The organism is Belnapia moabensis DSM 16746 (assembly GCF_000745835.1).
Lineage (GTDB): Bacteria > Pseudomonadota > Alphaproteobacteria > Acetobacterales > Acetobacteraceae > Belnapia > Belnapia moabensis.
In genome coordinates this window covers 26251-50500 of record NZ_JQKB01000007.1, presented here as the reverse complement: position 1 = coordinate 50500, position 24250 = coordinate 26251, and the positions used below count along the sequence as shown (strand labels likewise).

28 protein-coding genes are annotated in these 24250 nt (G+C 71.5%); 11 read left to right on the top strand and 17 right to left on the bottom strand.

What is annotated here, in order from left to right; all coding sequences use genetic code 11:
• Window positions 1-97: 97 nt before the first annotated feature.
• The 4 genes from EP26_RS06320 to EP26_RS31720 form a co-directional block, all read right to left on the bottom strand.
• The gene (locus EP26_RS06320) at window positions 98-1867 is read right to left on the bottom strand and encodes an ABC transporter transmembrane domain-containing protein (RefSeq protein WP_052388867.1); all 1770 of its coding nucleotides are present in this window, start codon (window positions 1865-1867) and stop codon (window positions 98-100) included.
• Window positions 1868-1971: 104 nt separating this feature from the next.
• Window positions 1972-3291, bottom strand: a complete 1320-nt coding sequence (gene hslU / locus EP26_RS06315) for an ATP-dependent protease ATPase subunit HslU (protein ID WP_043337336.1) — start codon at window positions 3289-3291, stop codon at window positions 1972-1974.
• 2 nt (window positions 3292-3293) lie between these two features.
• Entirely contained in the window at window positions 3294-3869 is a 576-nt protein-coding gene (gene hslV, locus EP26_RS06310; protein WP_043337105.1) for an ATP-dependent protease subunit HslV, read from the bottom strand.
• Between the two features lie 56 nt (window positions 3870-3925).
• On the bottom strand, window positions 3926-4681 hold the full coding sequence (locus EP26_RS31720; protein WP_052388866.1) for a GGDEF domain-containing protein: 756 nt from the start codon (window positions 4679-4681) through the stop codon (window positions 3926-3928).
• Between the two features lie 454 nt (window positions 4682-5135).
• On the opposite strand from EP26_RS31720, the gene hisB reads away from it, so the two are divergent.
• Genes hisB through hisA form a run of 5 tightly spaced genes read left to right on the top strand, consistent with a single transcriptional unit; the run spans window position 5136 to window position 8082 of the window.
• Window positions 5136-5738, top strand: coding sequence for an imidazoleglycerol-phosphate dehydratase HisB (gene hisB / locus EP26_RS06295; protein ID WP_043337102.1), 603 nt, complete (start codon window positions 5136-5138; stop codon window positions 5736-5738).
• Window positions 5738-6115 (top strand): DUF2628 domain-containing protein, encoded by a 378-nt coding sequence (locus EP26_RS38065; protein WP_052388865.1) that lies wholly within the window; start codon window positions 5738-5740, stop codon window positions 6113-6115. Before hisB ends, EP26_RS38065 begins: the two co-directional genes overlap by 1 nt.
• Window positions 6112-6765 (top strand): imidazole glycerol phosphate synthase subunit HisH, encoded by a 654-nt coding sequence (hisH, locus tag EP26_RS06285; RefSeq protein WP_043337099.1) that lies wholly within the window; start codon window positions 6112-6114, stop codon window positions 6763-6765. The genes EP26_RS38065 and hisH overlap by 4 nt, the downstream gene beginning before the upstream one ends.
• Entirely contained in the window at window positions 6762-7328 is a 567-nt protein-coding gene (locus EP26_RS06280; RefSeq protein WP_043337097.1) for a GNAT family N-acetyltransferase, read from the top strand. Before hisH ends, EP26_RS06280 begins: the two co-directional genes overlap by 4 nt.
• Before the next feature lie 4 nt (window positions 7329-7332).
• Window positions 7333-8082, top strand: a complete 750-nt coding sequence (hisA, locus tag EP26_RS06275) for a 1-(5-phosphoribosyl)-5-[(5-phosphoribosylamino)methylideneamino]imidazole-4-carboxamide isomerase (protein ID WP_043337095.1) — start codon at window positions 7333-7335, stop codon at window positions 8080-8082.
• 123 nt (window positions 8083-8205) lie between these two features.
• Here hisA and EP26_RS06270 read toward each other — a convergent pair whose 3' ends face one another.
• The 10 genes from EP26_RS06270 to sppA all read right to left on the bottom strand — a co-directional run bounded on the left by EP26_RS06270 (window position 8206) and on the right by sppA (window position 16185).
• The gene (locus tag EP26_RS06270; RefSeq protein ID WP_043337092.1) at window positions 8206-9483 is read right to left on the bottom strand and encodes a bifunctional folylpolyglutamate synthase/dihydrofolate synthase; all 1278 of its coding nucleotides are present in this window, start codon (window positions 9481-9483) and stop codon (window positions 8206-8208) included.
• 10 nt (window positions 9484-9493) lie between these two features.
• Entirely contained in the window at window positions 9494-10420 is a 927-nt protein-coding gene (gene accD / locus EP26_RS06265) for an acetyl-CoA carboxylase, carboxyltransferase subunit beta (RefSeq protein WP_043337090.1), read from the bottom strand.
• The gene (gene trpA, locus EP26_RS06260; protein WP_043337088.1) at window positions 10417-11235 is read right to left on the bottom strand and encodes a tryptophan synthase subunit alpha; all 819 of its coding nucleotides are present in this window, start codon (window positions 11233-11235) and stop codon (window positions 10417-10419) included. The genes accD and trpA overlap by 4 nt, the downstream gene beginning before the upstream one ends.
• Entirely contained in the window at window positions 11232-12473 is a 1242-nt protein-coding gene (gene trpB / locus EP26_RS06255) for a tryptophan synthase subunit beta (protein ID WP_043337086.1), read from the bottom strand. The genes trpA and trpB overlap by 4 nt, the downstream gene beginning before the upstream one ends.
• Before the next feature lie 98 nt (window positions 12474-12571).
• A complete protein-coding gene (locus EP26_RS06250; protein WP_169747364.1) occupies window positions 12572-13060 on the bottom strand; it encodes a response regulator in 489 nt (162 codons plus the stop codon).
• 152 nt (window positions 13061-13212) lie between these two features.
• Entirely contained in the window at window positions 13213-13854 is a 642-nt protein-coding gene (locus EP26_RS06245) for a phosphoribosylanthranilate isomerase (protein WP_043337084.1), read from the bottom strand.
• Complete coding sequence (gene pyrF / locus EP26_RS06240) at window positions 13851-14561, bottom strand: orotidine-5'-phosphate decarboxylase (RefSeq protein WP_043337082.1); 711 nt, start codon at window positions 14559-14561, stop codon at window positions 13851-13853. Before pyrF ends, EP26_RS06245 begins: the two co-directional genes overlap by 4 nt.
• 5 nt (window positions 14562-14566) lie before the next feature.
• Entirely contained in the window at window positions 14567-14911 is a 345-nt protein-coding gene (locus tag EP26_RS38060; protein WP_043337079.1) for a lipopolysaccharide assembly protein LapA domain-containing protein, read from the bottom strand.
• Window positions 14912-14924: 13 nt separating this feature from the next.
• Window positions 14925-15251 carry an integration host factor subunit beta gene (gene ihfB / locus EP26_RS06230; protein ID WP_043337078.1) on the bottom strand — a complete coding sequence of 109 codons (327 nt, stop codon included), beginning with the start codon at window positions 15249-15251 and terminating at the stop codon, window positions 14925-14927.
• Between the two features lie 19 nt (window positions 15252-15270).
• Complete coding sequence (sppA, locus tag EP26_RS06225) at window positions 15271-16185, bottom strand: signal peptide peptidase SppA (protein ID WP_043337075.1); 915 nt, start codon at window positions 16183-16185, stop codon at window positions 15271-15273.
• 161 nt (window positions 16186-16346) lie between these two features.
• On the opposite strand from sppA, the gene EP26_RS37285 reads away from it, so the two are divergent.
• The 5 genes from EP26_RS37285 (at window position 16347) to EP26_RS06200 (ending at window position 20763) form a co-directional block, all read left to right on the top strand.
• The gene (locus EP26_RS37285) at window positions 16347-17399 is read left to right on the top strand and encodes a DUF6817 domain-containing protein (protein ID WP_043337072.1); all 1053 of its coding nucleotides are present in this window, start codon (window positions 16347-16349) and stop codon (window positions 17397-17399) included.
• A 26-nt stretch (window positions 17400-17425) separates the two neighbouring features.
• Entirely contained in the window at window positions 17426-18004 is a 579-nt protein-coding gene (locus EP26_RS06215) for a sugar O-acetyltransferase (RefSeq protein WP_043337069.1), read from the top strand.
• Window positions 18005-18072: 68 nt separating this feature from the next.
• Window positions 18073-18792 carry a transposase gene (locus EP26_RS31715; protein WP_052388863.1) on the top strand — a complete coding sequence of 240 codons (720 nt, stop codon included), beginning with the start codon at window positions 18073-18075 and terminating at the stop codon, window positions 18790-18792.
• 55 nt (window positions 18793-18847) lie between these two features.
• Window positions 18848-19825: a Bug family tripartite tricarboxylate transporter substrate binding protein gene (locus tag EP26_RS06205; RefSeq protein WP_043337067.1), complete on the top strand. Its 978-nt coding sequence runs from the start codon at window positions 18848-18850 to the stop codon at window positions 19823-19825.
• A gap of 23 nt (window positions 19826-19848) precedes the next feature.
• Complete coding sequence (locus EP26_RS06200) at window positions 19849-20763, top strand: EamA family transporter (RefSeq protein ID WP_043337064.1); 915 nt, start codon at window positions 19849-19851, stop codon at window positions 20761-20763.
• Here EP26_RS06200 and EP26_RS06195 read toward each other — a convergent pair.
• Window positions 20760-21779 carry an enoyl-CoA hydratase/isomerase family protein gene (locus tag EP26_RS06195; protein ID WP_052388862.1) on the bottom strand — a complete coding sequence of 340 codons (1020 nt, stop codon included), beginning with the start codon at window positions 21777-21779 and terminating at the stop codon, window positions 20760-20762. The two genes, EP26_RS06200 and EP26_RS06195, sit on opposite strands and share 4 nt — an antisense overlap.
• A gap of 107 nt (window positions 21780-21886) precedes the next feature.
• On the opposite strand from EP26_RS06195, the gene EP26_RS06190 reads away from it, so the two are divergent.
• Window positions 21887-22402, top strand: coding sequence for a pyridoxamine 5'-phosphate oxidase family protein (locus tag EP26_RS06190; protein WP_043337062.1), 516 nt, complete (start codon window positions 21887-21889; stop codon window positions 22400-22402).
• Between the two features lie 35 nt (window positions 22403-22437).
• On the opposite strand, the gene EP26_RS06185 is transcribed toward EP26_RS06190, so the two are convergent.
• Window positions 22438-23316 carry a 3-hydroxybutyryl-CoA dehydrogenase gene (locus tag EP26_RS06185; RefSeq protein ID WP_043337060.1) on the bottom strand — a complete coding sequence of 293 codons (879 nt, stop codon included), beginning with the start codon at window positions 23314-23316 and terminating at the stop codon, window positions 22438-22440.
• Between the two features lie 3 nt (window positions 23317-23319).
• On the bottom strand, window positions 23320-24249 hold the full coding sequence (locus EP26_RS06180) for an electron transfer flavoprotein subunit alpha/FixB family protein (protein WP_043337057.1): 930 nt from the start codon (window positions 24247-24249) through the stop codon (window positions 23320-23322).
• Window position 24250: the final 1 nt, after the last annotated feature.

Here is a 24250-nt window from a genome sequence, read left to right as displayed (position 1 = left end):
TGTACATCGAATACTTCACGGCAACGCAGCCGTGACAAACATTGCGCTGCATGCAACGGGGATCGACGCAGGACGCCTCACGTCCTGCCAACCCAACTCAACCGCCGAGACGAATCCCGCCCGGCTGCCCCGCCTCACCGAATTGCAGCGCCGCCAAACGCGCATAGAGCCCGCCCTCGCGCACCAGCGCCGCATGGGTCCCGCTGGCGACGATCCGCCCGCCCTCCAGCACGACGATCCGGTCCGCCTGCCGCACCGTCGCCAGCCGGTGCGCGACGACCAGCGTCGTCCGCCCCCGGGCCAGCCGCTCCAGCGCCCCCTGCACCGCGCGCTCGGATTCCGCATCCAGCGCGCTCGTCGCCTCGTCCAGCAGCAGCACCGCAGGATCGCGGAGGATGGCCCGCGCGATCGCCACCCGCTGCCGCTGCCCACCGGAGAGCATCACCCCCCGCGTGCCGAGATGCGTATCCAGCCCCTCCGGCAACGCATCGAGGAAGTCCGCAGCCGCCGCCCGCATCGCCGCCGCGATCTCCGCCTCCGTGGCCTCCGGCCGCCCGAAGCGGATATTCTCCCGCGCTGTCGTGCTGAAGATCACCGGGTCCTGCGGCACCAGGCCGAGCCGCCCGCGCAGCGCCGCCGGGTCGAGTTGCGCGATATCCACGCCATCCAGCCGGATGCGCCCCGATTGCGGGTCGTAGAAGCGCAGCAGCAATTGCAGCACCGTCGTCTTCCCCGCCCCCGAAGGCCCGACCAGCGCCACCGTCTCCCCCGGCGCCACATCGAGCGAGAAGCCGTCGAGCGCCGCCCGGTCCGGCCGCGTCGGATAGTGGAACACCACCTCCTCGTAGCCGATCCGCCCGCGCGCCGGCGGCAGAACCAGCGGCGCCGCCGGCGCGGTAACGGCGGGCCGCTCCGCCAGCACCTCCAGCAGCCGCTCCGCCGCCCCCGCCGCCCGCTGGATCTCGCCCCAGACCTCGCTGAGGCTCGCCCCGGAATTCGCCAGCAGCACGGCATAGAGGATGAAGGCCGACAGCTCGCCCCCCGTCATCCGCCCCGCGATCACATCCTGCCCGCCGACCCAGAGCGCGAAGGTGACGGCCCCGAAGCCCAGCAGGATGACGACGAGGATCAGCAGCGCCCGCGTCCCGATCCGCCTGAGCGCCGCCCCGACCGACTCCTCGACCTGCCCCGCATAGCGCGCCCGGTCCACCAGCTCATGGGTGAAGGCCTGCACGGTCCGCAGCCCGTTCAGCACCTCCTCCGCGGTATGGCCGAGATCGGCCACGCGCTCCTGCGCCACGCGCGACAGCCGCCGCTCCCGCCGCCCGAAGCCGATCATCGGCAGCACCACCATCGGCACGACGATGGCGACGATCCCGGCGAGCTTCGGGCTCGTCACCAGCAGCATGGCGAAGGCGCCCGTGCCGGTAAGGATGTTGCGGATGCCCAGCGAGATCGCCGAGCCCGTCAGCGATTGCAGCAGGGCGATATCCGCCGTCAGCCGCGACAGCAGGTCGCCCGTCCGCGCCCGCTCGTAATAGGCCGGAGTGAGCGTCAGCAGGTGCTCGAAGACGCGCCGCCTGAGATCGGCCGCAACCCGCTCCCCCAGCCAGGACATGAGGAAGAACCGCCCGCAGGTGGCGGTGGCCAGCGCCGCCACCACGCCGAACAGCACCAGCGCCGTCCGATCGAGCGCCGCCCCGCTGCCGGCGGCAAATCCCTCATCGACGAGATGCCGCAACCCCTGCCCCAGCCCGAGGGTCAGCCCCGCCGCAGCCACCAGCGCCAGCCCGGCCAGCGCCACCCGCCCGCGATAGGGCCGCAGATAAGGCAGCAGCAGGCCGAGCGAGGCGAGCCGGTCGAGCACCTAGGGCAAACTCCGCCCGGGCGCTTCCACCCGAGCGGAGCAATCTGCCCGACCGGACTGCAATCCGGAGCGGGTTCCAGGAGCCATGCGAACGGAACCCGCGCCTAGAGGATGTAGCGGCTGAGATCGGCGCTGCCCGCGAGCGGCGCCACCTTCTCCCGCACATACTCCGCCGTCACCGGCACCTGCTCCCCGGGCCGGTCGCTGGCGGTGAAGGAGATCTCCTCCAGCAGCCGCTCCATCACCGTCGCCAGCCGCCGCGCGCCGATATTCTCGACCCGGGCGTTGATGTCGGTGGCGAGGTCGGCGATCGCCTCCACCGCATCCGCATGGATGTCGAGTACGACACCCTCCGTCCCGAGCAGCGCGGTGTACTGCTTGATGAGCGAATGCTCCGGCTCGGTCAGGATGCGCCGCATGTCCTCCCGCGTCAGCGCGCCGAGCTCGACGCGGATCGGCAGCCGCCCCTGCAGCTCCGGCAGCAGGTCGGAGGGCTTCGCCAGGTGGAAGGCGCCCGAGGCGATGAAGAGGATGTGGTCCGTTTTCACCGGCCCATGCTTCGTCGTGACGGTCGTCCCCTCGATCAGCGGCAGCAGGTCGCGCTGCACGCCCTCGCGCGAGACATCGCCGCCGCGCACCCCGCCCTCGCTGGCGCGGGCCACCTTGTCGATCTCGTCGAGGAAGACGATGCCGTTGTTCTCGGCATTGGCGATGGCCTCGCGAGTCAGCGCCTCCTGGTCGACGAGCTTGTCGGCCTCGTCCTTGATGAGCGCGGCGCGGGCCTCGGCCACCGTCATCTTGCGCGGCTTAGTCCTGCCGCCGAACATCTTGCCGAGCATGTCCTGCATGTTCTGCATCTGCATGCCCTGCGCGCCCGGCAGGTCGATCATGCCGATCGGCATGCCGTTGCCCTGGTCGGCGACCTGCACCTCCACCTCGCGCGTCTCGAGCTGGCCCTCGCGCAGCATGCGGCGGAACTTCATCCGCGTCTCGCCCGAGGCCCCCTCGCCGACGAGCGCTGTCACCAGCCGCTCCTCCGCCGCCAGCTCGGCCTTGGCCTGCACCCCCTTGCGCGAGGCCTCCCGCGTCTGGGTGATGGAAACCTCGATGAGGTCGCGGATGATGCTGTCCACGTCGCGGCCGACATAGCCCACCTCGGTGAACTTGGTCGCCTCGACCTTGAGGAAGGGCGCGTTGGCGAGCTTGGCCAGGCGCCGCGCGATCTCCGTCTTGCCGCAGCCGGTCGGCCCGATCATCAGGATGTTCTTCGGCACCACCTCTTCCCGCATGGCATCGGGAAGCTGCTGCCGCCGCCAGCGGTTGCGCAGCGCGATGGCGACCGCGCGCTTGGCGTCGTTCTGCCCGATGATGTAGCGGTCGAGCTCCGAGACGATCTCGCGCGGCGAGAGATTGACGGCTTCCACGGTCACGCCGCCTCCAGGGTTTCAACGACGACGTTGCCGTTGGTGTAGACGCAGATATCGCCGGCGATCGTCATCGCCCGGCGCACGATGTCCTCGGCCGAGAGCCCCTCGACCGGCAGCAGGGCGCGCGCCGCGGCCAGCGCGAAATTGCCGCCGGAGCCGATGCCGATGACGGCATCCTCCGGCTCCAGCACGTCGCCCTGCCCGGTCAGCAGCAGGCTCCGCTTCGCATCCGCCACGGAGAGCAACGCCTCCAGCCGGCGCAGGTAGCGGTCGCTCCGCCAGTCCTTGGCGAGTTCCACGCAGGCGCGCTCCAGCTGGTCGGGGAAGCGCTCCAGCTTCGCCTCCAGCCGCTCCAGCAGGGTGAAAGCGTCCGCCGTGGCGCCGGCGAAGCCCGCCAGCACGCGCCCGCCGGCGATCCGCCGGACCTTCCGCGCATTGCCCTTGACGACGGTCTGGCCAAGCGAGACCTGCCCGTCGCCCGCCATGGCGACGAGCCCGCCCTTGCGGACCGAGAGGATGGTGGTGCCGTGCCAGCCGACGAGGTCGGGCGCGGCATGGGGAGATTGATTCGACATGGGCGCCGATGTGGGCCCTGGCAGCCTTCAGGGCAACTACCCCCGCCATCCGGCGGTCAGGGCAGCGCCGGAACCGGCAAGGCCGCGGGATCCCACCGCCAGCAGCCGCGCCCCGCCGCCTTGGCTGAATAGAGCCCCCGGTCGGCCACCCGCAGCAACGCGTCCACCTCGCGCCCATGCTCCGGGCACAGGGCGACCCCGATGGAGCCACACAACGGCAGGGGAACGCCACGGAAGACAAAAGGCGGGGCTAAGGCGTCCAGCAGCCGCCCGGCCGCCGCCTCGGCTCCCGCCCGGTCAATCGGCGCCGGCAGGAGCACGGCGAATTCATCCCCGCCCAACCGCGCCGCCAGGTCGCCCTCCCGCAGGCTCGCGCCGATGCGCCGCGCCACTTCCTGCAGCAGCGCATCCCCCGCGGCATGCCCGTGCAGGTTGTTCACCGGCTTGAAGCGGTCGAGGTCCATGTAGAGCACCGCGCATCCCTGGCCGCCGGCCGCCGCCGCGACCGCCCGCTCCAGCGCCTCGCCGAATCCCGCCCGGTTGGCGAGGCCGGTGAGGTGATCGGTCCTCGCCGCCCGGTGCAGCCGCAGCGCGGTGCGATGCAGGTCCAGCACCCCGCCGACGCCATCCGCCAGCTCCAGCAGTTGCCGCCGCTCCGCCTCCTCCAGTCGCCGCAGCACGGTGTCGCCGACGCAGAGGGTGCCGAGCGCATGGCCTTCCGGGCAGCGCAGCAGTGCCCCGGCATAGAAGCGCAGCCCGATCGGCCCGGTGATGATTGGGGTGGTCGGCGAAGCGGCTGTCGGCCGCGGCATCCTCGACCGTCATCACCGGCTCGCCCAGCCCGACCGCATGGGCGCAGAGCGAGGTGGCGCGCCGCGGCACATAGGGATCGAAGCCGACCACCGATTTGTAGAAGGTGTGCTCGCTCTCGACGAGGTTGATCGCCGCCACCGGCGCGGCGAGAAGCCGGGCGGCCAACCGGGTGAAGAGGTCGAATCGCGGCTCGGGTAGCCTGCCCACGATCTCGTAGCTGCGCAGGGCTGGCAGGCGGCCAGCCTCGTCGGGCGGCATGGGCGCGGTCGCCGGCATGATCTGTCCTGTCCTCGCGCTCGCCTTCGGGTTGCCGCCCTCGCCGAGCCCGAGGATACAATGCCTTGCGCACGCAAATCGACGGCATTTATCAACCACGGGGTGCATTGGCACTATACTCGCCGGCACGGCGCTCCGCCGTTGCCGGCCCCGCGCCCTGAGGCTAGACCGTCGCCCATGACCGCCCCCCGCACCGCCGTCATCACCCGCAGCACGGCCGAGACCGCCATCACCGTCCGCCTCGCGCTGGACGGCACCGGCCAGGTCCGGGCCGAAACGGGCATCGGCTTCCTAGACCACATGCTGACCGCGCTCGGCCGGCATGCGCTGTTCGACCTCGAGGTGGAGGCCAAGGGCGACCTGCATATCGACTTCCACCACACGACCGAGGATGTCGGCATCGTCATCGGCCAGGCGCTCCGCCAGGCGCTCGGCGACAAGCGCGGCATCCGCCGCTACGGCCAAGCCCTGCTGCCGATGGACGAGGCCCTGGCCGAGGCCGCGGTGGACATCTCCGGCCGCCCCTTCCTCGCCTGGAGCGTGCCCTTCGCCCGCGACAAGATCGGAGAGATGGACACGGAATTGTTCGAGGAATTCTTCCTCGCCCTGGCCTTCAACGCCGGCATCACCCTGCATGTCACCTTGAAGGCCGGCACCAACGCGCACCATGTCGCTGAGGCCTGCTTCAAGGCGCTGGCCCGGTCGCTGCGGATGGCCGTCGAGACCGACCCGCGCTCGCCGGACGCCATCCCCTCCACCAAGGGGGTGCTGGAGGCCTGATGCGCATCTGGACCGTCCACCTCCCCCCGGAAGGCTTGGCCCCCGAAGGCCGGGCCGCGACGCCGGAGGCCCGCCTCCCCGTCCTGGTGCCGGAGCGCTTCGCCTGGCTCGCCTTCCTCCTCGGCCTGCCCTGGCTGCTGGCCTACCGCCTCTGGCTGGAATCGGTGATCTACCTCGCCGCCATGGCCTTTCTTCTCGCCCTCGCCCCGGACTGGGCCCGGGTGCCGCTCGGCCTCGCCCTCCACCTGCTGCTCGGCTTCCATGCGGAGGACCTTCGCCGCGCGGCGCTGGCCCGCCGCGGCTGGCGCCAGGCCGGCCCGGTCGCCGAGAGCGATCCCGACCTCGCCCTGCTCCGCGCGCTGGAGGCCCGGGCATGAAGGTCGCCGTCATCGACCCCGGCTCCGGCAACCTCGCCTCCGTGCTCCGCGCCCTCGACCGCGCGGCGGAGATGGCGGATGTGACGGTCGAAGCCTCCATCACCCGCGACGCCGCCGAGGCCGCCACGGCCGACCGCCTCATCCTCCCCGGCCAGGGCGCCTTCGCCGCCTGCATGCGCGGGCTGCAATCCCTCCCCGGCATGGTCGAGACGCTGGAGGATCGCGTCCGCGGCCAGGGCGTGCCCCTGCTCGGCATCTGCGTCGGCATGCAGATCATGGTCGAGCGCGGCCTCGAGCATGGCGTGACGCCCGGCCTCGGCTGGATCGCCGGCGAGATGGCGCCGATGGAGCCCAAGGGTCCCGACGGCACCACCCTTCCCCTGCCGCAGATGGGCTGGAACACCCTCGACTTCGCCCCCGGCGGGCACCCGCTGCTGGACGGCATCCGCCCCGGCGAGCACGCCTATTTCGTCCACTCCTACGCGCTGCGCGGCGCGGAGGCGGATGAGGTCGCGGCCACCACGGAGTATGGCGGCCCGGTCGTCGCCATCGTCGCTCGCGGCAATGTCGCCGGCACGCAATTCCACGTGGAGAAGAGCGCGACCGTGGGCCTGCGCATCCTCGCCAACTTCCTCCGGTGGAAACCATGAGCGGGACCATCGCCGACTTGCGCGTGGACCGGGTCACCGAGCTCGACGACCACGACATCGCCGAACTCTGCGAGGCGACGGACGCCGCCATCATCGAGGGCGGCGGCTTCGGCTGGGTCGAGCCGCAGGGCCGTGCCGCGCTGGAGCGCCACTTCCGCGGCGTCCTCCTCGTGCCCGAGCGCGAGTTGTTCGTCGCCCGCCTCGACGGCATGGTGGTCGGCAGCGCCCAGCTCGTCCGCCCGCACCGCAACAACGAGGCGCAGGCCTTCGCCGCCCAACTCACCCACGCCTATATCGCGCCCTATGGCCGCGGCCACGGCTTGGCGCGCCTGATGATCCGCAAGGTGGAGGAGCACGCCGCGGCATTGGGCCACCGCGTCCTCAACCTTGACGTGAGAGAGACGCAGCTGACCGCCATCTCGCTGTTCCAGGCACTCGGCTACGTGCTTTGGGGCAGCCACCCGGTCTATGCGAGGGTGCGTGGCCAGACGGTCGCAGGGCAATACTATTACAAGTTGCTGGAGCCCGGCCGCGGCCGCCGGACGGAACACATGGTGCCATAACGCGATGGGTCTCACCCTCTACCCCGCCATCGACCTCAAGGGCGGCCAGGTCGTCCGCCTCAAGCGCGGCGACATGCGCGAGGCGACGGTCTATTCCGCCGACCCGGCTGCCCAGGCCCGGCTTTTCGCCGCCGCCGGCTTCCGCTGGCTGCATGTGGTCGACCTCGACGGCGCCTTCGCCGGCCGCCCGGCCAATGCCGCGGCGGTGCAGGCCATCCTCGCCGCCTCGCCCGGCCTGCCGGTGCAACTCGGCGGCGGCATTCGCAGCATGAACACGGTCGAGGCCTGGCTGGACCAGGGGGTGAAGCGCATCATCCTCGGCTCGGCGGCGCTGAAGGACCCGCATTTCGCCCTCGCCGCCTGCCGCGCTTGGCCCGGCCAGATCGCCGTCGGCATCGACGCGCGCGGCGGCATGGTGGCGACCGAAGGCTGGGCCGATATCAGCACCATGCCGGCGCAGGAACTGGCGCTCCGCTTCGAGGATGCCGGCGCCGCGGCCATCATCTACACCGATATCGACCGTGACGGCATGCTCGGCGGCGTCAACCTCGAGGCGACGCTCGCCCTGGCGCGGGCCGTCCGCGTCCCGGTCATCGCCTCCGGCGGCGTCGCCTCGCTGAACGACCTCGCCTCGCTCACCGCCGTCGCCGCCGAGGGCATCGAGGGCGTCATCATCGGCCGCGCCCTCTATGACGGCCGCATCGACCCGGCCAAGGCCCTGGCCCTGGTCTCGGGCGCCCCGAGCAAGGGCTAGCCATCGTGCCAGGGACATGGTCCTTGGCAGCGACAGCTCACGCGCGACCGAAGCCTTCCGCTGGCGCCAGCGCTCGCGGAGCGCGATGCCGGCAGGGGCCACGGTAACCCCGCCGGTCTCCGCCTACCGGCCCGGCCCATCCAGCTTGAGGATTTCCCCGGCCAGATAGAGGCTGCCGCAGACCAGCACCCGCGCCGGCGGCCCCTCCTTCGGCAGGGCGGCCAGCGCCGCCTCCACCGTCGGCCCCGGCCGCGCCACGCCCCCGCTCGCTGCCACGATCCGCTCGACGGGCGTCGCCAGATGCTGTCCCGGCTCCGCCACCGCCCAGAGGCTCCCCGCCAGCGGCAGCAAGGGGCGAAGGAAGTCCTCCACCACCTTCGTCCCCTTCATCCCGACCAGGAGATGCAGCGGCCGCTCCCCCCAGGCCTTGGCCTGCTCGGCGATGGCCAGCCCGCCCCCCGCATTGTGTCCGCCATCCAACCAAAGCTCCCAGCCATCCGGCAGCATCCCCGCCAGCCGCCCGGTGAGCCTCTGCATCCGTCCCGGCCACTCCGCCCCGGCGACCCCCGCCGCCAGCGCCGCCTCGCTGAGCCACCCCGGCCCCCAGGCCCTGAGCGCCGCGACGGCGATCCCGGCGTTATCCGCCTGATGCGCCCCGAGCAGCCCCGGCGGCGGCAGATCGACCACCCCCGCCGCATCGGCGAAGCGCAGCCCGCCCTCGCGCCGCTCGATGCCCCATGCCCGCCCGCGCGCCAGCAGCGGCGCCCCCACATCGGCCGCCACCCGCTCCAGCACGCCGAGCGCCACCGGCTCCTGCGCCCCCGTCACGCAGGGCACGCCCGGCTTGATGATCCCCGCCTTCTCGAAGGCGATCTTCTCCAGCCGGTCGCCGAGGAACTCCATGTGGTCCATCGAGATCGAGGTGATCGCCGCCACCCGCGGCGGCGGGATCACATTGGTCGCGTCGAACCGCCCCCCGAGCCCCACCTCCAGCACCAGCAGATCGGCCGGCACCCGGCTGAACAGCAGGAAGGCGACGGCGGTGATGACCTCGAAGACGGTGATCGCCGCCCCCGCATTCACCACCTCGACCTCCTCCAGCGCCGCGCCCAGCGCATCCTCCCCCACCAGCTCGCCGGCGAGGCGGATGCGCTCATGGAACCGCACCAGATGCGGCGAGGTGAAGACATGCACCCGCTGCCCCGCCGCCTCGCCGATGGCGCGCAGGAAGGCGCAGGTCGAGCCCTTCCCATTGGTCCCGGCGACATGCACCACCGGCGGCAGCCGCCGCTCAGGGTGCCCAAGCTTCGCCAGCAGCGCCTCCAGCCGCCCCAGGCTCAGGTCGATCGCCACCGGATGCAGCGCATGCAGCCGCTCCAGGATGGCCTCGCTCCGGCTCATGCCCCTTGGCTCACGCGGGAACTGCCGGCCCTTCCGGCGCCGGCAGCGCCTCGACCTCCCCCGTCGCGGCGACGGGCGCCACCACCCGCTCCGGCAGCCGCAGCAGGCCGATGAGCCGCGCCAGCGTCGCCCGCATCTCGCCCCGCTTCACCACCATGTCGAGGATGCCGTGCTGCAACAGGTATTCCGCCCTCTGGAACCCCTCCGGCAGCTTCTCCCGCACCGTCTGCTCGATCACCCGCGCCCCCGCGAAGCCGATCATCGCCCCCGGCTCGGCGATCTGCACGTCGCCCAGCATGGCGAAGCTCGCCGTCACGCCGCCGGTGGTCGGGTCGCAGAGCACGACGATGAAGGGCAGCCCCGCCTCCTTCACCATCCGCGTGGCGATGACGGTGCGCGGCATCTGCATCAGGCTGATCGCGCCCTCCTGCATCCGCGCGCCCCCCGAGGCGGTGAAGACGATCAGCGGCGCATCCTGCAGCACCGCCAGCCGCGCCGCGGTGACCAGCGCCTCGCCGACCCCCGCCCCCATCGACCCGCCGAGGAAGCTGAACTCGAAAGCCGCCACGACGACGCGGCTGCCCTCGATCGTCCCATGCGCGACGACGACCGCATCCTCCTGCCCCATCTTCGCCTGCGCCTCACGCAGCCGCTCGACATAGCGCCGCTGGTCACGGAACCGCAGCGGGTCCTGCGGCGCCTTCGGCAGCTCGATCCGCTGCCAGCCCTCGTCCAGCGTGTAGTCCATGCGCGTCCGCGCGCCGACCCGCATATGGTGCCCGCAATGCGTGCAGACATGCAGGTTCCGCTCCAGGTCGCGGTGGAAGATCATCTGCTCGCAAGCCGGGCATTTGTGCCAGAGATTGTCCGGCACCTCCCGCGGCGCGCCGAACAGCGTCTTGATCTTGGGCAGCGCCCACTCGCTGATCCAGTTCATCCCCCGCGCACCGCCCCCGCCAGCGCCCGCACCTGCTCCAGCACCAGCCCGACGGTCTCCGGCCGTGCCTTGCCATTCTCATCGAGCGAGGCCGCCAGCGTATCCACCAGCGCCGTCCCGACGACCGCGCCATCGGCCAGCCGCGCCGCCTCCCCCGCCTGCTGCGGCGTGCGGATGCCGAAGCCGATGGCGATCGGCAGATCGGTATGCTTGTGGATGCGCGGGATCGCCTGCTCCAGCGAGGCCGCCGTCGCGCTCCGCGTGCCGGTGATGCCGGTGATCGAGACGTAGTAGACGAAGCCGCTCGTCGCCGCGAGCACGCGCGGCAGCCGCGCGTCATCCGTGGTCGGCGCCACCAGACGGATCAGGTCGAGCCCCGCGGCCCTGGCCTGCGGCTCGATCTCGCCCGCCTCCTCCGGCGGCACGTCGACGACGATCAGCCCATCGACCCCCGCCGCGGCCGCGTCCCCGCAGAAGCGGTCGACGCCATAGGCGAGGATCGGGTTGTAGTAGCCCATGAGGATGATGGGCGTCGTGTCGTCGCCGCGGCGGAATTCCCGCACCAGGTCGAGCACGCCCGGCAGCGTCGCCCCCACCTTCAGCGCCCGCTGCGCCGCCCGCTGGATGGAAGGCCCGTCCGCCATCGGGTCGGTGAAAGGCACGCCCACTTCCAGCAGGTCGGCCCCCGCCCCCGGCAACCCGCGCAGCAGCGCCAGCGAGGTTTCCCGGTCCGGGTCGAAGCCCTGCAGATAGGTGACGAGCGCCTTGCGCCCCTCCGCCTTCAGCGCCGCAAACTTGGCAGCAATCCGGCTCACATCTCGACTCCCAAGTGCCGCGCCACGGTGAAGATGTCCTTGTCCCCGCGCCCGCAGAGATTCATCAGCACGATCTCGTCCTTCGGCAGCGTCGGCGCCATCCGGATCACATGCGCCAGCGCATGCGCCGGCTCCAGCGCCGGGATGATGCCCTCGAGCTTCGAGCAGAGCTGGAAGGCGGCCAGCGCCTCGTCATCCGTCGCGCTCACATACTGCACGCGGCCAAGCTCGTGCAGCCAGGAATGCTCCGGCCCGACGCCCGGATAGTCGAGCCCCGCGCTGATCGAATGCGCCTCGGTGATCTGCCCATGCGCATCCTGCAGCAGGTAGGTGCGGTTGCCGTGCAGCACGCCCGGCCGCCCCTTGGTCAGCGAGGCGGCATGCTGCTCCGTCTCCACGCCATGCCCCGCCGCCTCCACGCCATACATGCGGACATCGGCATCGTCGAGGAAGGGATAGAACAGCCCCATCGCGTTCGACCCGCCGCCGATCGCCGCCACCAGCGCATCCGGCAGCCGCCCCTCGGCCGCCATCATCTGCTGCTTCGCCTCCTCGCCGATGACGCTCTGGAAGTCGCGCACCATCACCGGGTAGGGGTGCGGCCCCGCGACGGTGCCGATGCAGTAATAGGTGTCCTCGACATTGGCGACCCAGTAGCGCAGCGCCTCGTTCATCGCATCCTTCAGCGTCGCCGCGCCGGAGGTCACAGGCATCACCTCGGCGCCGAGCAGCTTCATGCGGAAGACGTTGGGCTGCTGCCGCTCCACATCCGTCGCGCCCATGAAGACGGTGCAGGGCAGGTCGAACAGCGCGCAGACGGTCGCCGTCGCCACGCCATGCTGCCCCGCCCCGGTCTCGGCGATGATGCGCGTCTTGCCCATGCGCTTGGCCAGCAGGATCTGCCCGAGCACCGCGTTGATCTTGTGCGCGCCGGTATGGTTCAGCTCGTCGCGCTTGAAGTAGACCTTCGCCCCAAAGCCTTCCCTCGCGCTGTTCGCGCGAAGGTGCTCGGTCAGCCGCTCCGCGAACCAGAGCGGGCTCGGCCGCCCGACATAATGCGTCAGCAGCCGCCGCCACTCGGCGTCGAAGGAGGGATCGCGCTTCGCCGCCTCATAGGCCTGCTCGACCTCGAGGATCAGCGGCATCAGCGTCTCGGCGACGAAGCGCCCGCCGAACTGGCCGAAGCGGCCCTGGCTGTCCGGGCCCTGGCGATAGGTATTGGGCAGCGGCTTGTTCACGTGCTTTCCCCTTGGCTGGCCGCCGTCATAGAGCAGCCCGCGCGGAGGGGAAAGTCGAGCATGGCCGGGCTTCGCGCCACCCCGCCCCGGCCGGCGCCTTACCGGTGCGGCAAGGCGACTTCCATGGCCGGGGCCCCCGCATCCTGCGCCACGCGCCCCCGCCGCCCCGGCGTCGCCGCCGACGGCTCGCCCGCGTGCCCGGTCCGGCTCGCCAGCACATCGGCGAGGCTGGCCACCAGGTCCTCGGTAACGAAGGGCTTGCGCAGCCGGATGGTCGGCCCGCCGAGCCCTCGCAGATCGGCTTCCGGCGCTTCCGGATAGAAGCCGGTCACCACCACCACCGGCAGTCCGGGGCGGCTGCGGCGAAGGCTGCGGATCACCGCCTTCCCATCCATCCGGCCCAGCAGATGGATATCCGCGACGACGGCCGCCAGCCGCTCCACAGGCTCCGCCCGGGCCAGCGCCTCCTCGCCATTGCCGGCGAGGATGACCTCGTAGCCGTGCTCCTGCAGGACCGCCTCGATCAGCATGGCGATGAGCACCTGGTCTTCGACGACCAGAATCCGGAGAGGCGAAACCTCCGGCATGGGATGGGCCGCGTGTGCCGCGGGCAGCTCGGCTGACATTGTTCCTGGTGCCTTGGGCTAATCCGCCGATGAACCGGCATGGCCAACGCAAGGATCATGCACCAACTCAACCAGAAGTACATAGAACTTTCAGCTCCAGGCGGCCCGGCGCATCATCCCGTCTGCTTGGCCGCCCCGACAAAATCCCTGATCCGTCCCGGATCCTTCACCCCCCGCGCCCGCTCGACACCCGAGGACACGTCCACCCCCGCCGCCCCGCTCTGCCGGATCGCCTCCGCCACCGTCTCCGGCGTCAGCCCCCCCGCCAGCAGCCAGGGCCGCGGGATCACCCGCCCCGCCGTCAGCCCCCAGTCGAAGGCCGCCGCATTCCCGCCCGGCAGGCTCGCCCCCGCCGGCGGCTTGGCATCGAGCAGGAAGCGGTCCACCACCGGCGCATAGGCCTCGAGCGCCGCAAAATCCGCCTCGCCCCCGATACCCACCGCCTTCATCACCGGCACCCCGAACCGCGCCCGGATCGCCGCACACCGCTCCGGGCTCTCCGCCCCATGCAATTGGATCAGCCCGAGCGGCACCACGGCCAGCACCGCCGCGATCTCCTCATCCGTCGGATCGACGAAGAGCCCGACCCGCACCGGCCCCCCCTCCATCCGCGCCGACAGCGCCGCCGCCTCCGCGGGCGTCACCGCGCGCGGCGAGGGCGGGTAGAAGACGAAGCCGACCATCGCCGCTCCAGCCTCCGCCGCCGCATCGAAGCCCGCCGCATCGCGGACCCCGCAGATCTTCACCTCTGTCACGCAATCTCCCCGGCGATCGCCCGAAGCGCCGCCACCGGATCGGCAGCGCCGGTAATCGGCCGTCCGACCACGATCCAATCCGCCCCGGCGGCGACAGCCTCCGCCGGCGTCGCCACCCTGGCCTGATCGCCCACTGCACTCCCGGCCGGCCTGACCCCCGGCACCACCAGCATCGGCCCCTCGCCGAAGGCATCGCGGATCGGCCCCACCTCGCGCGGCGAGCAGACCAGCCCATCCGCCCCGGCCCCGAGCGCCAGCCGCGCCAGCCGCAGCACCTGCTGCACCGGCCCACCGGCGACGCCCGTCTCCGCCAGCGCCCCCGCATCCAGGCTGGTCAGCACGGTGACGGCCAGCAGGATCGGCCTCGCCTCCCCCGCCGCCTCGGCGGCCTCCCGCGCGGCCGCGATCATCGCCGCCCCGCCCGCGCCATGCAGCGTCAGCATCGCCGGCCGCAAGGGCAGCAGCGACCGCACCGCACCGGCCACGGTATTCGGGATGTCATGCAGCTTGAGGTCGAGGAAGACCGGCGCCACCGGCGCCACCCGCCGCACCGCCTCCGGCCCGCAGGCGGTGAACAGCTCGAGCCCGAGCTTCACCGCCCCGCATCCCGGCGCCAGCGCCCGCGCCAACGCCTCGGCCCGCCCAATATCCGGCGTATCGATTGCCGGAATGACCCGCCCGGCCCCCCCTCGGGGACGCGCCAACATGCTCGTCAGGCCGCCGGCCGCTGCAAGGTCACGAGGCTGGTCCCCGCCCGCTGTGGCACCGGCCCGACCTGCCGCGCCGCCGCCGCGCGATGCTCGTTCAGCTCCGCCTCCAGCACCTGCGCCGCCCGCTCCGCCCGCCGCGCCCGCGCCCGGACGGGCAGCCCCGCCACCCAGGCCACCAGCGCGCCGCACAGGAAGAACACGGCGGCAAACACCAGCATCGCCGTCGAGAGCGGCACCGCCCAGGCCAGGTCGAAGGGCCAGAGATGCAGCAGTACCTCCTCCCGGTTCGACAGGCCGAAGAGCACCAGCAGCACCAGCACCGGCAGCAGCAGGATCAGTCGCAGCATCAACAGGGGTCCTTCACGAACTGGCCGCGGCGCGGGCCGGGCGAGGCGCAGCCGGGGCCGACCCGTCATTCACCCGCTCGCGCAGCTCCTTGCCCGGCTTGAAATAGGGAACGGCCTTGCCTTCCACCGGAACCGCCGCCCCGGTACGCGGGTTCCGCCCGGTCCGCGGGTCCCGCTTTTTGGCCGAGAAGGCCCCGAAGCCGCGCAGCTCCACCCGGTCGCCCCGGGTCAGCGCCGCGGTGATCTCCTCGAAGACGGTCGCCACGATCAGCTCGATATCCGGCTGGCGCAGATGCGGGTTCTCCGCCGCCAGATGCGCGATCAGCTCGCTCTTCGTCATCGCCGCCCCACCTTGCCCCTCACCGTGGAAGCTGCCAGAGCGGGCCGATCCCGTCAACGCCAACCCATTCTGAAATCAGGCTTTTTACCACACCCCCGAAGGCCGCGCCCACCACCCTCTCGGCCATGCTCCGGGTCTCGATGTCACGCACCGGCAGATCGGCCGGCACCCCCTTCTCGGCCGCCAGCCAGGCCCGTGCCTCCGCCTCGCCGCCGATCGCATCGACTAGCCCCGCCGCCAGCGCCTGCCGCCCGGTGAGGACGCGCCCATCCGCCAGCGCCCTGACGCGCTCGACGGGCATCTGCCGCCCCGCCGCCACCTTCTCGACGAACTGCGCATACATGTCGCCGACGACGCCCTGCAACGCCTCGCGCCCTTCGGGCGAGAGCGGATGGAAGGGGTTCGGCTGATCCTTCAACGGCCCCGAGACCAGCGCCTCCCCCCGCACCCCCAGCCTCGCCAGCAATTCGGAGGTATCGAAGGTCTGCAGGATGACACCGATCGACCCCGTCAGCGTCGATTCCCGCGCGAAGATCCGCTCCGCCGCGACGGCCGTCATATAGCCCGCCGACGCCGCCGTCCCTCGCATCACCGCGACGACAGGCTTCGCCGCCCTGAGCCGCCCGAGCGCAGCATGCAGCGCCTCCCCGCCGCCGACCGTCCCGCCCGGGCTGTCGATGGCGACGATCACCGCCCGCACCCCCGCATCCTTGGCGAGCTTGTCGAGCGCCTCCTGCAGCTTCCGGTCATCGCCGATGAAGCCCGAGACGGTCAGCCGCTCGACCCGCCCCGCCCCGATCCCTGGCAACTCGGCCCCACGCCCCAGCCAGGCCAGCACCGCCCCCAGCACCAGCAGCAGGGCGAAGCCCCGCCACAGCGCCAGCCGCCGCTTCAGCCGCCTCCGGTCGATCAGCAGATCGGCATCCAGTGCCATGCAGGTCCCGCTCCCGTCGCCGCTCACCTGGCCTCGGCATCTGGCCCCTCTGGGCCTTCCGGTCCAGCCCCCGCCCCTCTACCGTCGGCCCGACCGCAAGGGAGACGCCCCATGGACACCGGCATCCTCGACCAGCGCCGCCGCGACCGGGCCGCGCCCTGATGCACCCCCTCATCAAGCCATTGCTGGCCGAGGACTGGGCCGCCATCGACCCTGAGCTTCCCCACCTGCTGGAGCTGCTCTTCTCCCGCGCCGCCGGCGAGGACTGGCACAAGGCCGGCACCTTCAAGGACCACCTGCTCGGCCTCTACCGCACGCTGGCGCTCTGGGACATGCCGCGCGAGATCCGCCTGCTCGGCCTCTTCCACAGCGTCTACTCGAACGAATACGTGGACCTGAAGCTCTTCGCCGACCGCGCTCCCCTCCGCCAGGCCCTGGGCGAGGAGGCCGAGCGCCTGGTCCACCTCTTCTGCACCATGCCCCGCACCCTCTTCACCCGCCGCCTGATCGAGGAGGGCGACCTCCCCGAGGAAGGCATGGTCCTCGAGCGCGAAGGCGCCCCCGCCATCCTGCTCAGCACCAAGGATGTCGCGGTCTTCGCCATCGCCACCATCGCCGACATCGCCGAGCAGTGGCACTCCTGGCAGGATGAGCTTTTCCCCGGCTTCCCCGGCCCTTCCAAGCCCCGCCGCGTGCAGGACCATTGGGCCGCCGCCCTCTGGCCCGGCCCGTTGAAGCCGACCTCGACCGCCCTCAGCACCCTCTCCCGCCTCGCCCAGCCCCTCTCGGAGATGCCCCCCGAATGGGGCATCCCCACACCCCCCGTCTTCGCCCGCTGCACCGCGCGTCTCGACCCCGCCGACGAGCTCGCCGCCGCCACGCTTTACTGGCAGGCCGTGACCCGCGCCCTCCCCATCGCCAGCCCCGACCCGACCCGCCGCGCCCTGGAGGCCGCCGCCGCCCACAACCCCCATGTCGCCGAGCCCCGCCTTCTCCTGGCCCAGCTCGCCCTGGCCGCCGCCGATTGGGAGGGCGCCGCCCAACACGCCACCGCCGGCCTCGCCCTGCTGACGGATTGGGGCACCGCCTGGGACAAGCGCATCGCCTGGTCCGGCTGGGTCGCCTGGGCCCGCATCCTCCTGCAATCTGCCGAGGCCCGCCGCTGGCCGGAGATGCTGCCCGGCCTCAACGGCCTCGGGCTGGTCGAGGCTTGACCCACCAACCGGGACAGGACCTGCCCATGCCCACCGAACGCGAGAAGATGCTGGCCGGCGAGCTTTACGACGCCCTCGATCCCGGCCTCGTCGCCGACCGCATCCGGGCCCGCGAGCTGTGCCAGAGGCTCAACGCCGCCAGCGAGGCCGATGAGGCGCTCCGCCGCGACCTCTGCCGCCAGCTCTTCGGCCAGGGGGGCGACACGGTCTGGATGCAGCCGCCCTTCTTCTGCGACTACGGCACCAACATCGAGCTCGGTGAGCGCGTCTTCTTCAACTTCAACTGCATCGTGCTCGATGTCTGCCGGGTCCGCATCGGCGACTACACACTGTTCGGGCCCGGCGTGCAGATCCTGACGCCGATGCATCCGCTCGATGCCGCGCTCCGGCGTCAGCAGGAATACGGCAAGCCGGTCGAGATCGGCGCCGATGTCTGGGTCGGCGCCGGGGCCTTCATCCTGCCCGGCGTCAGCATCGGCTCGGGCAGCGTGATCGGCGCCGGCAGCGTCGTGACGCGCGACATCCCGCCCGGGGTCTTCGCGGCGGGCAACCCCTGCCGCGTCATCCGCTCGATTACGGAGGAGGATCGCCCGGCCGCGCCCTGACGATGCGACCTTGCATTCTCGTATCGTTTTTGTTATGTTCACGGCTCCACCGCGGAGCTCACCCCCCCATGCCTCTCCGCCGCAAGCCCCGCCGCCCCGACCCCATCCCCGCCGGCCTCTTCCCCGCCGACTTCCTCACCCGCCACGACATCCTCCGCCGCATCTACCTCGACCCGCTCACCTGCCTCACCCCGCCCCGGCCCTGGGCGGCCATGACCGATGCCGAATGGGCCGCCCTCGCCCCCATCCTCGCCGCCATGGGCTGCGGCATGGCCGAGCGCGGCCGACCCCTCGACTGCTCCCCGCGCGAGCGGCTCGACGCCATCTTCCGCTGGGCCACCACCAAGCACCGCGGCGGCCGCGCGCCCTGGCGCCTGCTGCCCCCCGAGCACGGCAAGCCCGACACCGTCTCCCGCTCCTACCGACGCTGGGCCCGCGCCGGCCTCTGGCCCCGCCTCCTCGTCGCCCTCGCCGCCCACCCGGAGCGCCTCGCCACCCTCGCACACCGCATCTGCTGCGCCTTCCGCCGCGCCATCCGCCTCTGCGGCAGCCTCCACGCCATCGTCCTCGCCCGCCGCCTCAAGCTCTTCTCCGCGCTCCCCGCGCCCTCCCAGTTCCTCCCCGACCCGGATTTGTCCGAAACCTACCAACCCGTCTTCGACCGCTTCGCCCAGTCGATGCAGGAGCGCCCCTGGCACCCGCCGAAGCAGCTCTGGCGCACCCTCCACGCCATGCACCGCTTCGTCGCAGGCCGCGCCCGCATCCCCAGATGGATGGAGCCGGCATGACTGGCCCGGCCGATCGTTTCGAGTCATTCTCCCGGCAAATCTCGGGAGAAACTCCATGATGCGCATCACCCGCCGCACGGCGCTCGCCAGCCTGCTCGCCACGCCCGCCCTGGCCCAGGCCGAGTGGCGCCCGAGCCAGCCCATTCGCATCGTCGTCCCCGCCGCGCCTGGCGGCACGGCCGACATCAGCGCCCGCCTGCTCGCCCCTTACCTGCAAAGCCATTTCGGCCAGAATTGCGTGGTCGAGAACCGCTCCGGCGCCGGCGGCGTCATCGGCACGGCGGAGATCGTGCGCGCCGCGCCGGACGGGCTGAACCTGCTGCTCGGCAATATCGGCCCGCAGGCCATCGGCCTCTCGCTCTACCGCAGCCTGCCCTATGACCGGAACAGCCTGCTTCCCATCGCCGGCACCATCCGCGGACCCAACGTACTGGTCGTCCACCCTTCCGTGCCGGCGAACTCACTGCCCGAGCTGGTCGCCCATCTGAAGGCCAATCCCGGCAAGCTCTCCTTCGGCTCCCCCGGCGTCGGCCAGTCGCCGCACCTCACCGGCGTCTGGTTCAACCAGGCGACGGGAACGGAAGCCATCCACGTACCCTTCCGCGGCGCAGGCCCCGCGGCGGTGGAGCTGGTCGCCGGCAACATCCAGTACATGTGGGACAACCTCACCAGCGGCATCCAGCAGATCAGGGCCGGCCGCGTGCGGGCGCTCGCCGTCAGCAGCGCCGACCGCAACTTCTCCCTCCCCGACATCCCCGCCGCGCGCGAGACGATGCCCGAGCTGGCGCAGTTCGACGTCAACACCTGGTTCGGCATCTTCGTCCCCGCCGCCACGCCACGCCCCATCGCCGAATCGCTCAACCGCGCCATGAAGGCCTGGCACGAGACGGAGGAGGTGAAGGCCCGCTGGCGCGAGATGGGCGGCGTCTCGCTCTACGGCTCGCTCGAGCAGTTCGCGGCCTTCGTCAACGGCGAGATCGAGAAGTGGGGGCAGGTGATCCGCAAGGAGGGGCTGCAGCTTGACGTCAGCTGAGGCACCCCGCAGCCTCTGATGCAATGATTCTCTCGCCGCTCTGGCTGCCTGTCACCCTGGCCGCCGCGCTGTTCCAGACCTGGCGCACGGCCATGCAGCAGAAGCTGCGCGGCCAGCTCTCCGTCAACGCGGCGGCGGTGGTGCGCTACCTATACGGCGTGCCGGTCGGGGCCCTTCTGCTCGGCCTTTACCTGCTGCTCTTCGGCGGCAGCCTGCCGTCGCCGACCCTCGCCTTCCTCGCCTTCGCCGCTGCCGGCGGGCTCGGCCAGATCCTCGGCACCAACCTGCTGATCATGTCCTTCGGCCATCGCGGCTTCGCCGTCGGCACCGCCTACGCGAAGACCGAGGCGGTGCAGGGTGCCGTCCTCGCCCTCATCCTGCTCGGCGAGCGCATCTCGGCCCTCGCCTGGTGCGGCATCGCCATCGGGGTGGCCGGCGTGCTCTGGCTGTCGCTCGCTGGACGCGCCGCCTCCTGGCGGGAGCTCGCCCGCGCCACCGTGCAGCCGGCCGCCGTCTGCGGCCTCGCCTCGGGCTTCTTCTTCGCGCTCACCAGCGTCCTCATCAAGAGCGCGAACCTGGCGCTGCCCGGCGACGACCCTGTGCTGCGCGCCCTGGCGACGCTGGTGGCGGCCAATATCCTGCAGACGATCATGCAGGGCAGCTGGCTGCTGGCGCGGGAGCCGGCGCAGTTCCGCGCGGTCTTCGCCACCTGGCGGACCAGTGCCCAGGTCGGCGCCCTCTCCGCCTGCGGCTCGGCCTGCTGGTTCACCGCCTTCGCCCTGGCCCCGGTGGCGCTGGTGCGCGCCGTCGGCCAGGTGGAGATCCTGATGACCCTGCTCTTCAGCCGCTTCTACCTGCGCGAGCAGCCGACGCGCGCCGAGGTGCTGGGCGCGCTCACCGTCGTCGCCGGCGTGGTGCTGGTGCTGGTCGGGCGCTAGCCCTCGAACAGCGCAGCGATCGCACCCCGGTCGACCTCCTCGATGGTGGCCGGCTGCCACTGCGGCTTGCCGTCCTTGTCGACGAGCACGCTGCGCACCCCTTCGCGGAAATCCGGGTGCCGGTTGACCACGCTGCGGGTGAGCGCCAGCTCCATCGCCAGGCACTCGTCGAGCGTGGCGCCGGCCCCGCGCCGCAGCAGCTCGAGCGAGACGCAGAGGCTGGTCGGCGACATCCGCCGCAGGATCTTCACCTGCTCCGCCGCCCAATCGGTCCCCTCGGCCTCCAGCGCCGCCAGGATCGCGGGCATGCTGTCCTGCCCGAAGCAGCGATCGATGGCGGCGCGATGCGGCGCGAAGCCGGCCTCCGGCGGCGCCTCGGCGAAGCGCTCGACCACCGACGCATCGCCGCCGAGCAGCGCCTCGCGCAGCGCCGGCAGCTTGGCCTTCGGCACGAAATGGCTGGCGAGGCCCGCCGCCACCGCATCGCCCCCGCGCAACCGCGCGCCGGTCAGCGCCAGCCAGGTGCCGACGGCCCCCGGCAGCTTCGGCAGGATGTGGCTGGTGCCGACATCGGGGAAGAGCGCGATGGCCGTCTCAGGCATCGCCAGCAGCGCCGCCTCAGTGACGACCACCGGCTTTCCATGCACCGAGACGCCGATGCCGCCCCCCATGCAGACGCCATCGATCAGCGAGACCCAGGGCTTCGCCACTGTGGCGATGCCGCGGTTCACCGCATATTCCTCGGCGAAGAAGGACTCGATGGCCGCCGCATCGCCCGCGATCGCCTGCTCCCGCACCCGCCGCACGTCGCCACCGGCGCAGAACGCCCTGCCGCCCGCACCCTCGACGATGAAGAGCCTGACCTCCGGGTCCGTGCCCCAGGTATCGAGCGCCGACTGGAAGCCACGGATCATGGCGAGGTCGAGCGCGTTCAGCGTCTTCGGCCGGTTCATCAGCAGGGTCGCGGCGGCGCCTTCGCGGCGGGCGATGATGGTAGGCTCGGTGGCGTCGCTCACGCGGGTTTCCTCGGTTATACCGGCCGAAGCTATGCCGCGGCCCCGCCTCCTGCAACCGGCCGCCGCCCTGATCGTTGGTCCCCCGACACCCCGAAACGGAGGCCACCATGCCGGAAACCCGCAGCGATGCCGAGGCCAAGCGCAAGGTCTGGGAGATGATCAAGGACATCGACGTGACCATGATGGTCACGCAGGACGGCGAGGGCCGCTTCCGCGGCCGGCCGATGCGCGCGGTCAACAAGGAGTTCGACGGCGTGCTCTGGTTTTTCGCCAGCGCCGGCAGCCCGGTGACCGACGAGGCCAAGGATGACGGCCGCGTCCTCCTCGCCTTCTCCGATCCCAGCAGCCAGAACTACGTTTCCATCTACGGCATGGCCGAGGTGGTGAAGGATGTGTCGAAGCAGAAGGCGCTCTGGAGCGAGCCGCTGCGCGTCTGGTTCCCGGCCGGCGCCGAGGACCCGAAGATCGAGCTGATCCGCGTCGAGTGCGAGGGCGCCGAGTATTGGGACAGCCCGAGCAGCACGCTCGTCCACGCCTATGGCTACATCAAGGCCGTCACGACCGGCGAGCCGCCGCATCCCGGCGCGAACGACAAGGTGGATTTCACCAAGCAGGCTGGTTGAGGCGCAGGGGCCGGGCGCAACGCCCGGCCTCGATCTCACCGCGTCGGCGTCGGCGGGTTGGTCGAATAGTCGTAGAAGCCCTTACCTGACTTCCGGCCGAGCCAGCCCGCCTCGACATATTTGGCTAGCAGCGGGCACGGGCGGTACTTCGGATCGCCCAAGCCCTCGTGCAGCACCTTGAGCACGCTGTAGAGCGTGTCGAGGCCGACGAAGTCGCTGAGCTCCAGCGGCCCCATCGGATGGTTGGCGCCGAGCTTCATGCCGGCATCAATCGCCGCCACATCGCCGACGCCCTCCATGAGAGCGAAGATGGCCTCGTTCAGCATCGGGCAGAGGATGCGGTTGACGACGAAGGCCGGATAATCGGCCGCGGCGACCACTGTCTTGCCCATCCGCTCGGCGAGCGCCGTGACGGCGGCGACCGTCGAATCTTCCGTGGCGAGGCCACGGATGACCTCGACCAGCTTCATCATCGGCACCGGGTTAAAGAAGTGCATGCCGACGAAACGGCCCGGCCGGTCCGTCGCCGCACCGAGGCGCGTGATCGGAATGGACGAGGTGTTCGTCGCCAGGATCGCATCGGCCCTGAGGATCGGGCAGACACTCGAGAAAATCTTCTTCTTGATCTCCTCGTTCTCGGTCGCCGCTTCGATGACGAGGTCGCAATCGGCGAAGGCGGCGTAGTCGGTGCCGGAGGAGATGCGCCCCAGCGCCTCCTCCTTCGCACCGGCCGGGATGCCGCCCTTCGCCGCCTGGCGGTCGAGGTTCTTGCCGATGGTCGCCAGCGCCTTCTCGAGCGCCGCCGGGTTCACATCGACCAGCGCCACCGGCACGCCGGAGAGGGCCGCGACATGCGCGATGCCGTTGCCCATCAGCCCGGCGCCGATGACGCCGAGCTTCTTGACCTCCGCCATGGCCTACTTCTTCGCCAGTTCGGACTCGAATTCCGGCATGACCTTGAACAGGTCGCCGACCAGGCCGTAATCGGCCACCGAGAAGATCGGCGCCTCCTCGTCCTTGTTGATGGCGACGATGACCTTGCTGTCCTTCATGCCTGCCAGGTGCTGGATGGCGCCCGAGATGCCGACGGCGATGTAGAGGTCGGGAGCCACGATCTTGCCGGTCTGGCCGACCTGATGGTCATTCGGCGCATAGCCGGCGTCGACCGCGGCGCGGGAGGCGCCGACGGCGGCGCCGAGCTTGTCGGCGACGCTCTCGATGATGTGGAAGTTCTCCGCCGAGCCCATGGCGCGGCCGCCGGAGACGACGACCTTCGCCGCCGTCAGCTCCGGCCGCTCGGACTTGGCGATCTCGGCGCCGAGGAAGTTGGAAAGGCCCGGATCCTCGCCCTTCGGCGCGGCCTCGACGGCGGCATTGCCACCCTCGGCGGCGGCCGGGTCGAAGCTCGCGGCGCGGACGGTGATAACCTTCTTCGGGTCGGCCGACTTCACCGTGGCCAGCGCATTGCCGGCATAGATCGGGCGGACGAAGGTGTCGGCATCGACCACGCCGGCGATGTCGGAGATGACCTGCACGTCGAGCAGGGCGGCGACCCGCGGCATCACGTTCTTGCCGGCGGCCGAGGCGGGCGCCAGCAGGTGCGAGTACTCGGGCGCCATCGACACCAGCAGGGCGGCCAGCGGCTCGGCAAGGCCGTTGGCATAGAGCGCGTCCTCCGTATGGAGGACCTTCGCAACGCCAGCGACCTTGGCGGCGCTGTCCGCCGCGGCGCGCGGGCCGAGGACCAGCACCGTCACGTCGCCGAGCTTGCTCGCGGCCGCGACCGCGCTGCGCGTGGGCTGCGTCACCGCCGACCCGTCATGGTCGGCCAGAACCAGGACTGCCATG

Bases quoted from the DNA above. Each gene is read 5' to 3' on its own strand.
- hslV (WP_043337105.1), bottom strand. From the start codon at position 3,869: ATGTCGAATCAATCTCCCCATGCCGCGCCCGACCTCGTCGGCTGGCAC.
- EP26_RS31720 (WP_052388866.1), bottom strand. From the start codon at position 4,681: ATGCCGCGGCCGACAGCCGCTTCGCCGACCACCCCAATCATCACCGGG.
- hisB (WP_043337102.1), top strand. From the start codon at position 5,136: ATGACCGCCCCCCGCACCGCCGTCATCACCCGCAGCACGGCCGAGACC.
- EP26_RS38065 (WP_052388865.1), top strand. From the start codon at position 5,738: ATGCGCATCTGGACCGTCCACCTCCCCCCGGAAGGCTTGGCCCCCGAA.
- hisH (WP_043337099.1), top strand. From the start codon at position 6,112: ATGAAGGTCGCCGTCATCGACCCCGGCTCCGGCAACCTCGCCTCCGTG.
- EP26_RS06280 (WP_043337097.1), top strand. From the start codon at position 6,762: ATGAGCGGGACCATCGCCGACTTGCGCGTGGACCGGGTCACCGAGCTC.
- hisA (WP_043337095.1), top strand. From the start codon at position 7,333: ATGGGTCTCACCCTCTACCCCGCCATCGACCTCAAGGGCGGCCAGGTC.
- EP26_RS06270 (WP_043337092.1), bottom strand. From the start codon at position 9,483: ATGAGCCGGAGCGAGGCCATCCTGGAGCGGCTGCATGCGCTGCATCCG.
- accD (WP_043337090.1), bottom strand. From the start codon at position 10,420: ATGAACTGGATCAGCGAGTGGGCGCTGCCCAAGATCAAGACGCTGTTC.
- EP26_RS06250 (WP_169747364.1), bottom strand. From the start codon at position 13,060: ATGCCGGAGGTTTCGCCTCTCCGGATTCTGGTCGTCGAAGACCAGGTG.
- pyrF (WP_043337082.1), bottom strand. From the start codon at position 14,561: ATGTTGGCGCGTCCCCGAGGGGGGGCCGGGCGGGTCATTCCGGCAATC.
- EP26_RS38060 (WP_043337079.1), bottom strand. From the start codon at position 14,911: ATGCTGCGACTGATCCTGCTGCTGCCGGTGCTGGTGCTGCTGGTGCTC.
- ihfB (WP_043337078.1), bottom strand. From the start codon at position 15,251: ATGACGAAGAGCGAGCTGATCGCGCATCTGGCGGCGGAGAACCCGCAT.
- sppA (WP_043337075.1), bottom strand. From the start codon at position 16,185: ATGGCACTGGATGCCGATCTGCTGATCGACCGGAGGCGGCTGAAGCGG.
- EP26_RS37285 (WP_043337072.1), top strand. From the start codon at position 16,347: ATGCACCCCCTCATCAAGCCATTGCTGGCCGAGGACTGGGCCGCCATC.
- EP26_RS06215 (WP_043337069.1), top strand. From the start codon at position 17,426: ATGCCCACCGAACGCGAGAAGATGCTGGCCGGCGAGCTTTACGACGCC.
- EP26_RS31715 (WP_052388863.1), top strand. From the start codon at position 18,073: ATGCCTCTCCGCCGCAAGCCCCGCCGCCCCGACCCCATCCCCGCCGGC.
- EP26_RS06205 (WP_043337067.1), top strand. From the start codon at position 18,848: ATGATGCGCATCACCCGCCGCACGGCGCTCGCCAGCCTGCTCGCCACG.
- EP26_RS06200 (WP_043337064.1), top strand. From the start codon at position 19,849: ATGATTCTCTCGCCGCTCTGGCTGCCTGTCACCCTGGCCGCCGCGCTG.
- EP26_RS06190 (WP_043337062.1), top strand. From the start codon at position 21,887: ATGCCGGAAACCCGCAGCGATGCCGAGGCCAAGCGCAAGGTCTGGGAG.
- EP26_RS06185 (WP_043337060.1), bottom strand. From the start codon at position 23,316: ATGGCGGAGGTCAAGAAGCTCGGCGTCATCGGCGCCGGGCTGATGGGC.
- EP26_RS06180 (WP_043337057.1), bottom strand. From the start codon at position 24,249: ATGGCAGTCCTGGTTCTGGCCGACCATGACGGGTCGGCGGTGACGCAG.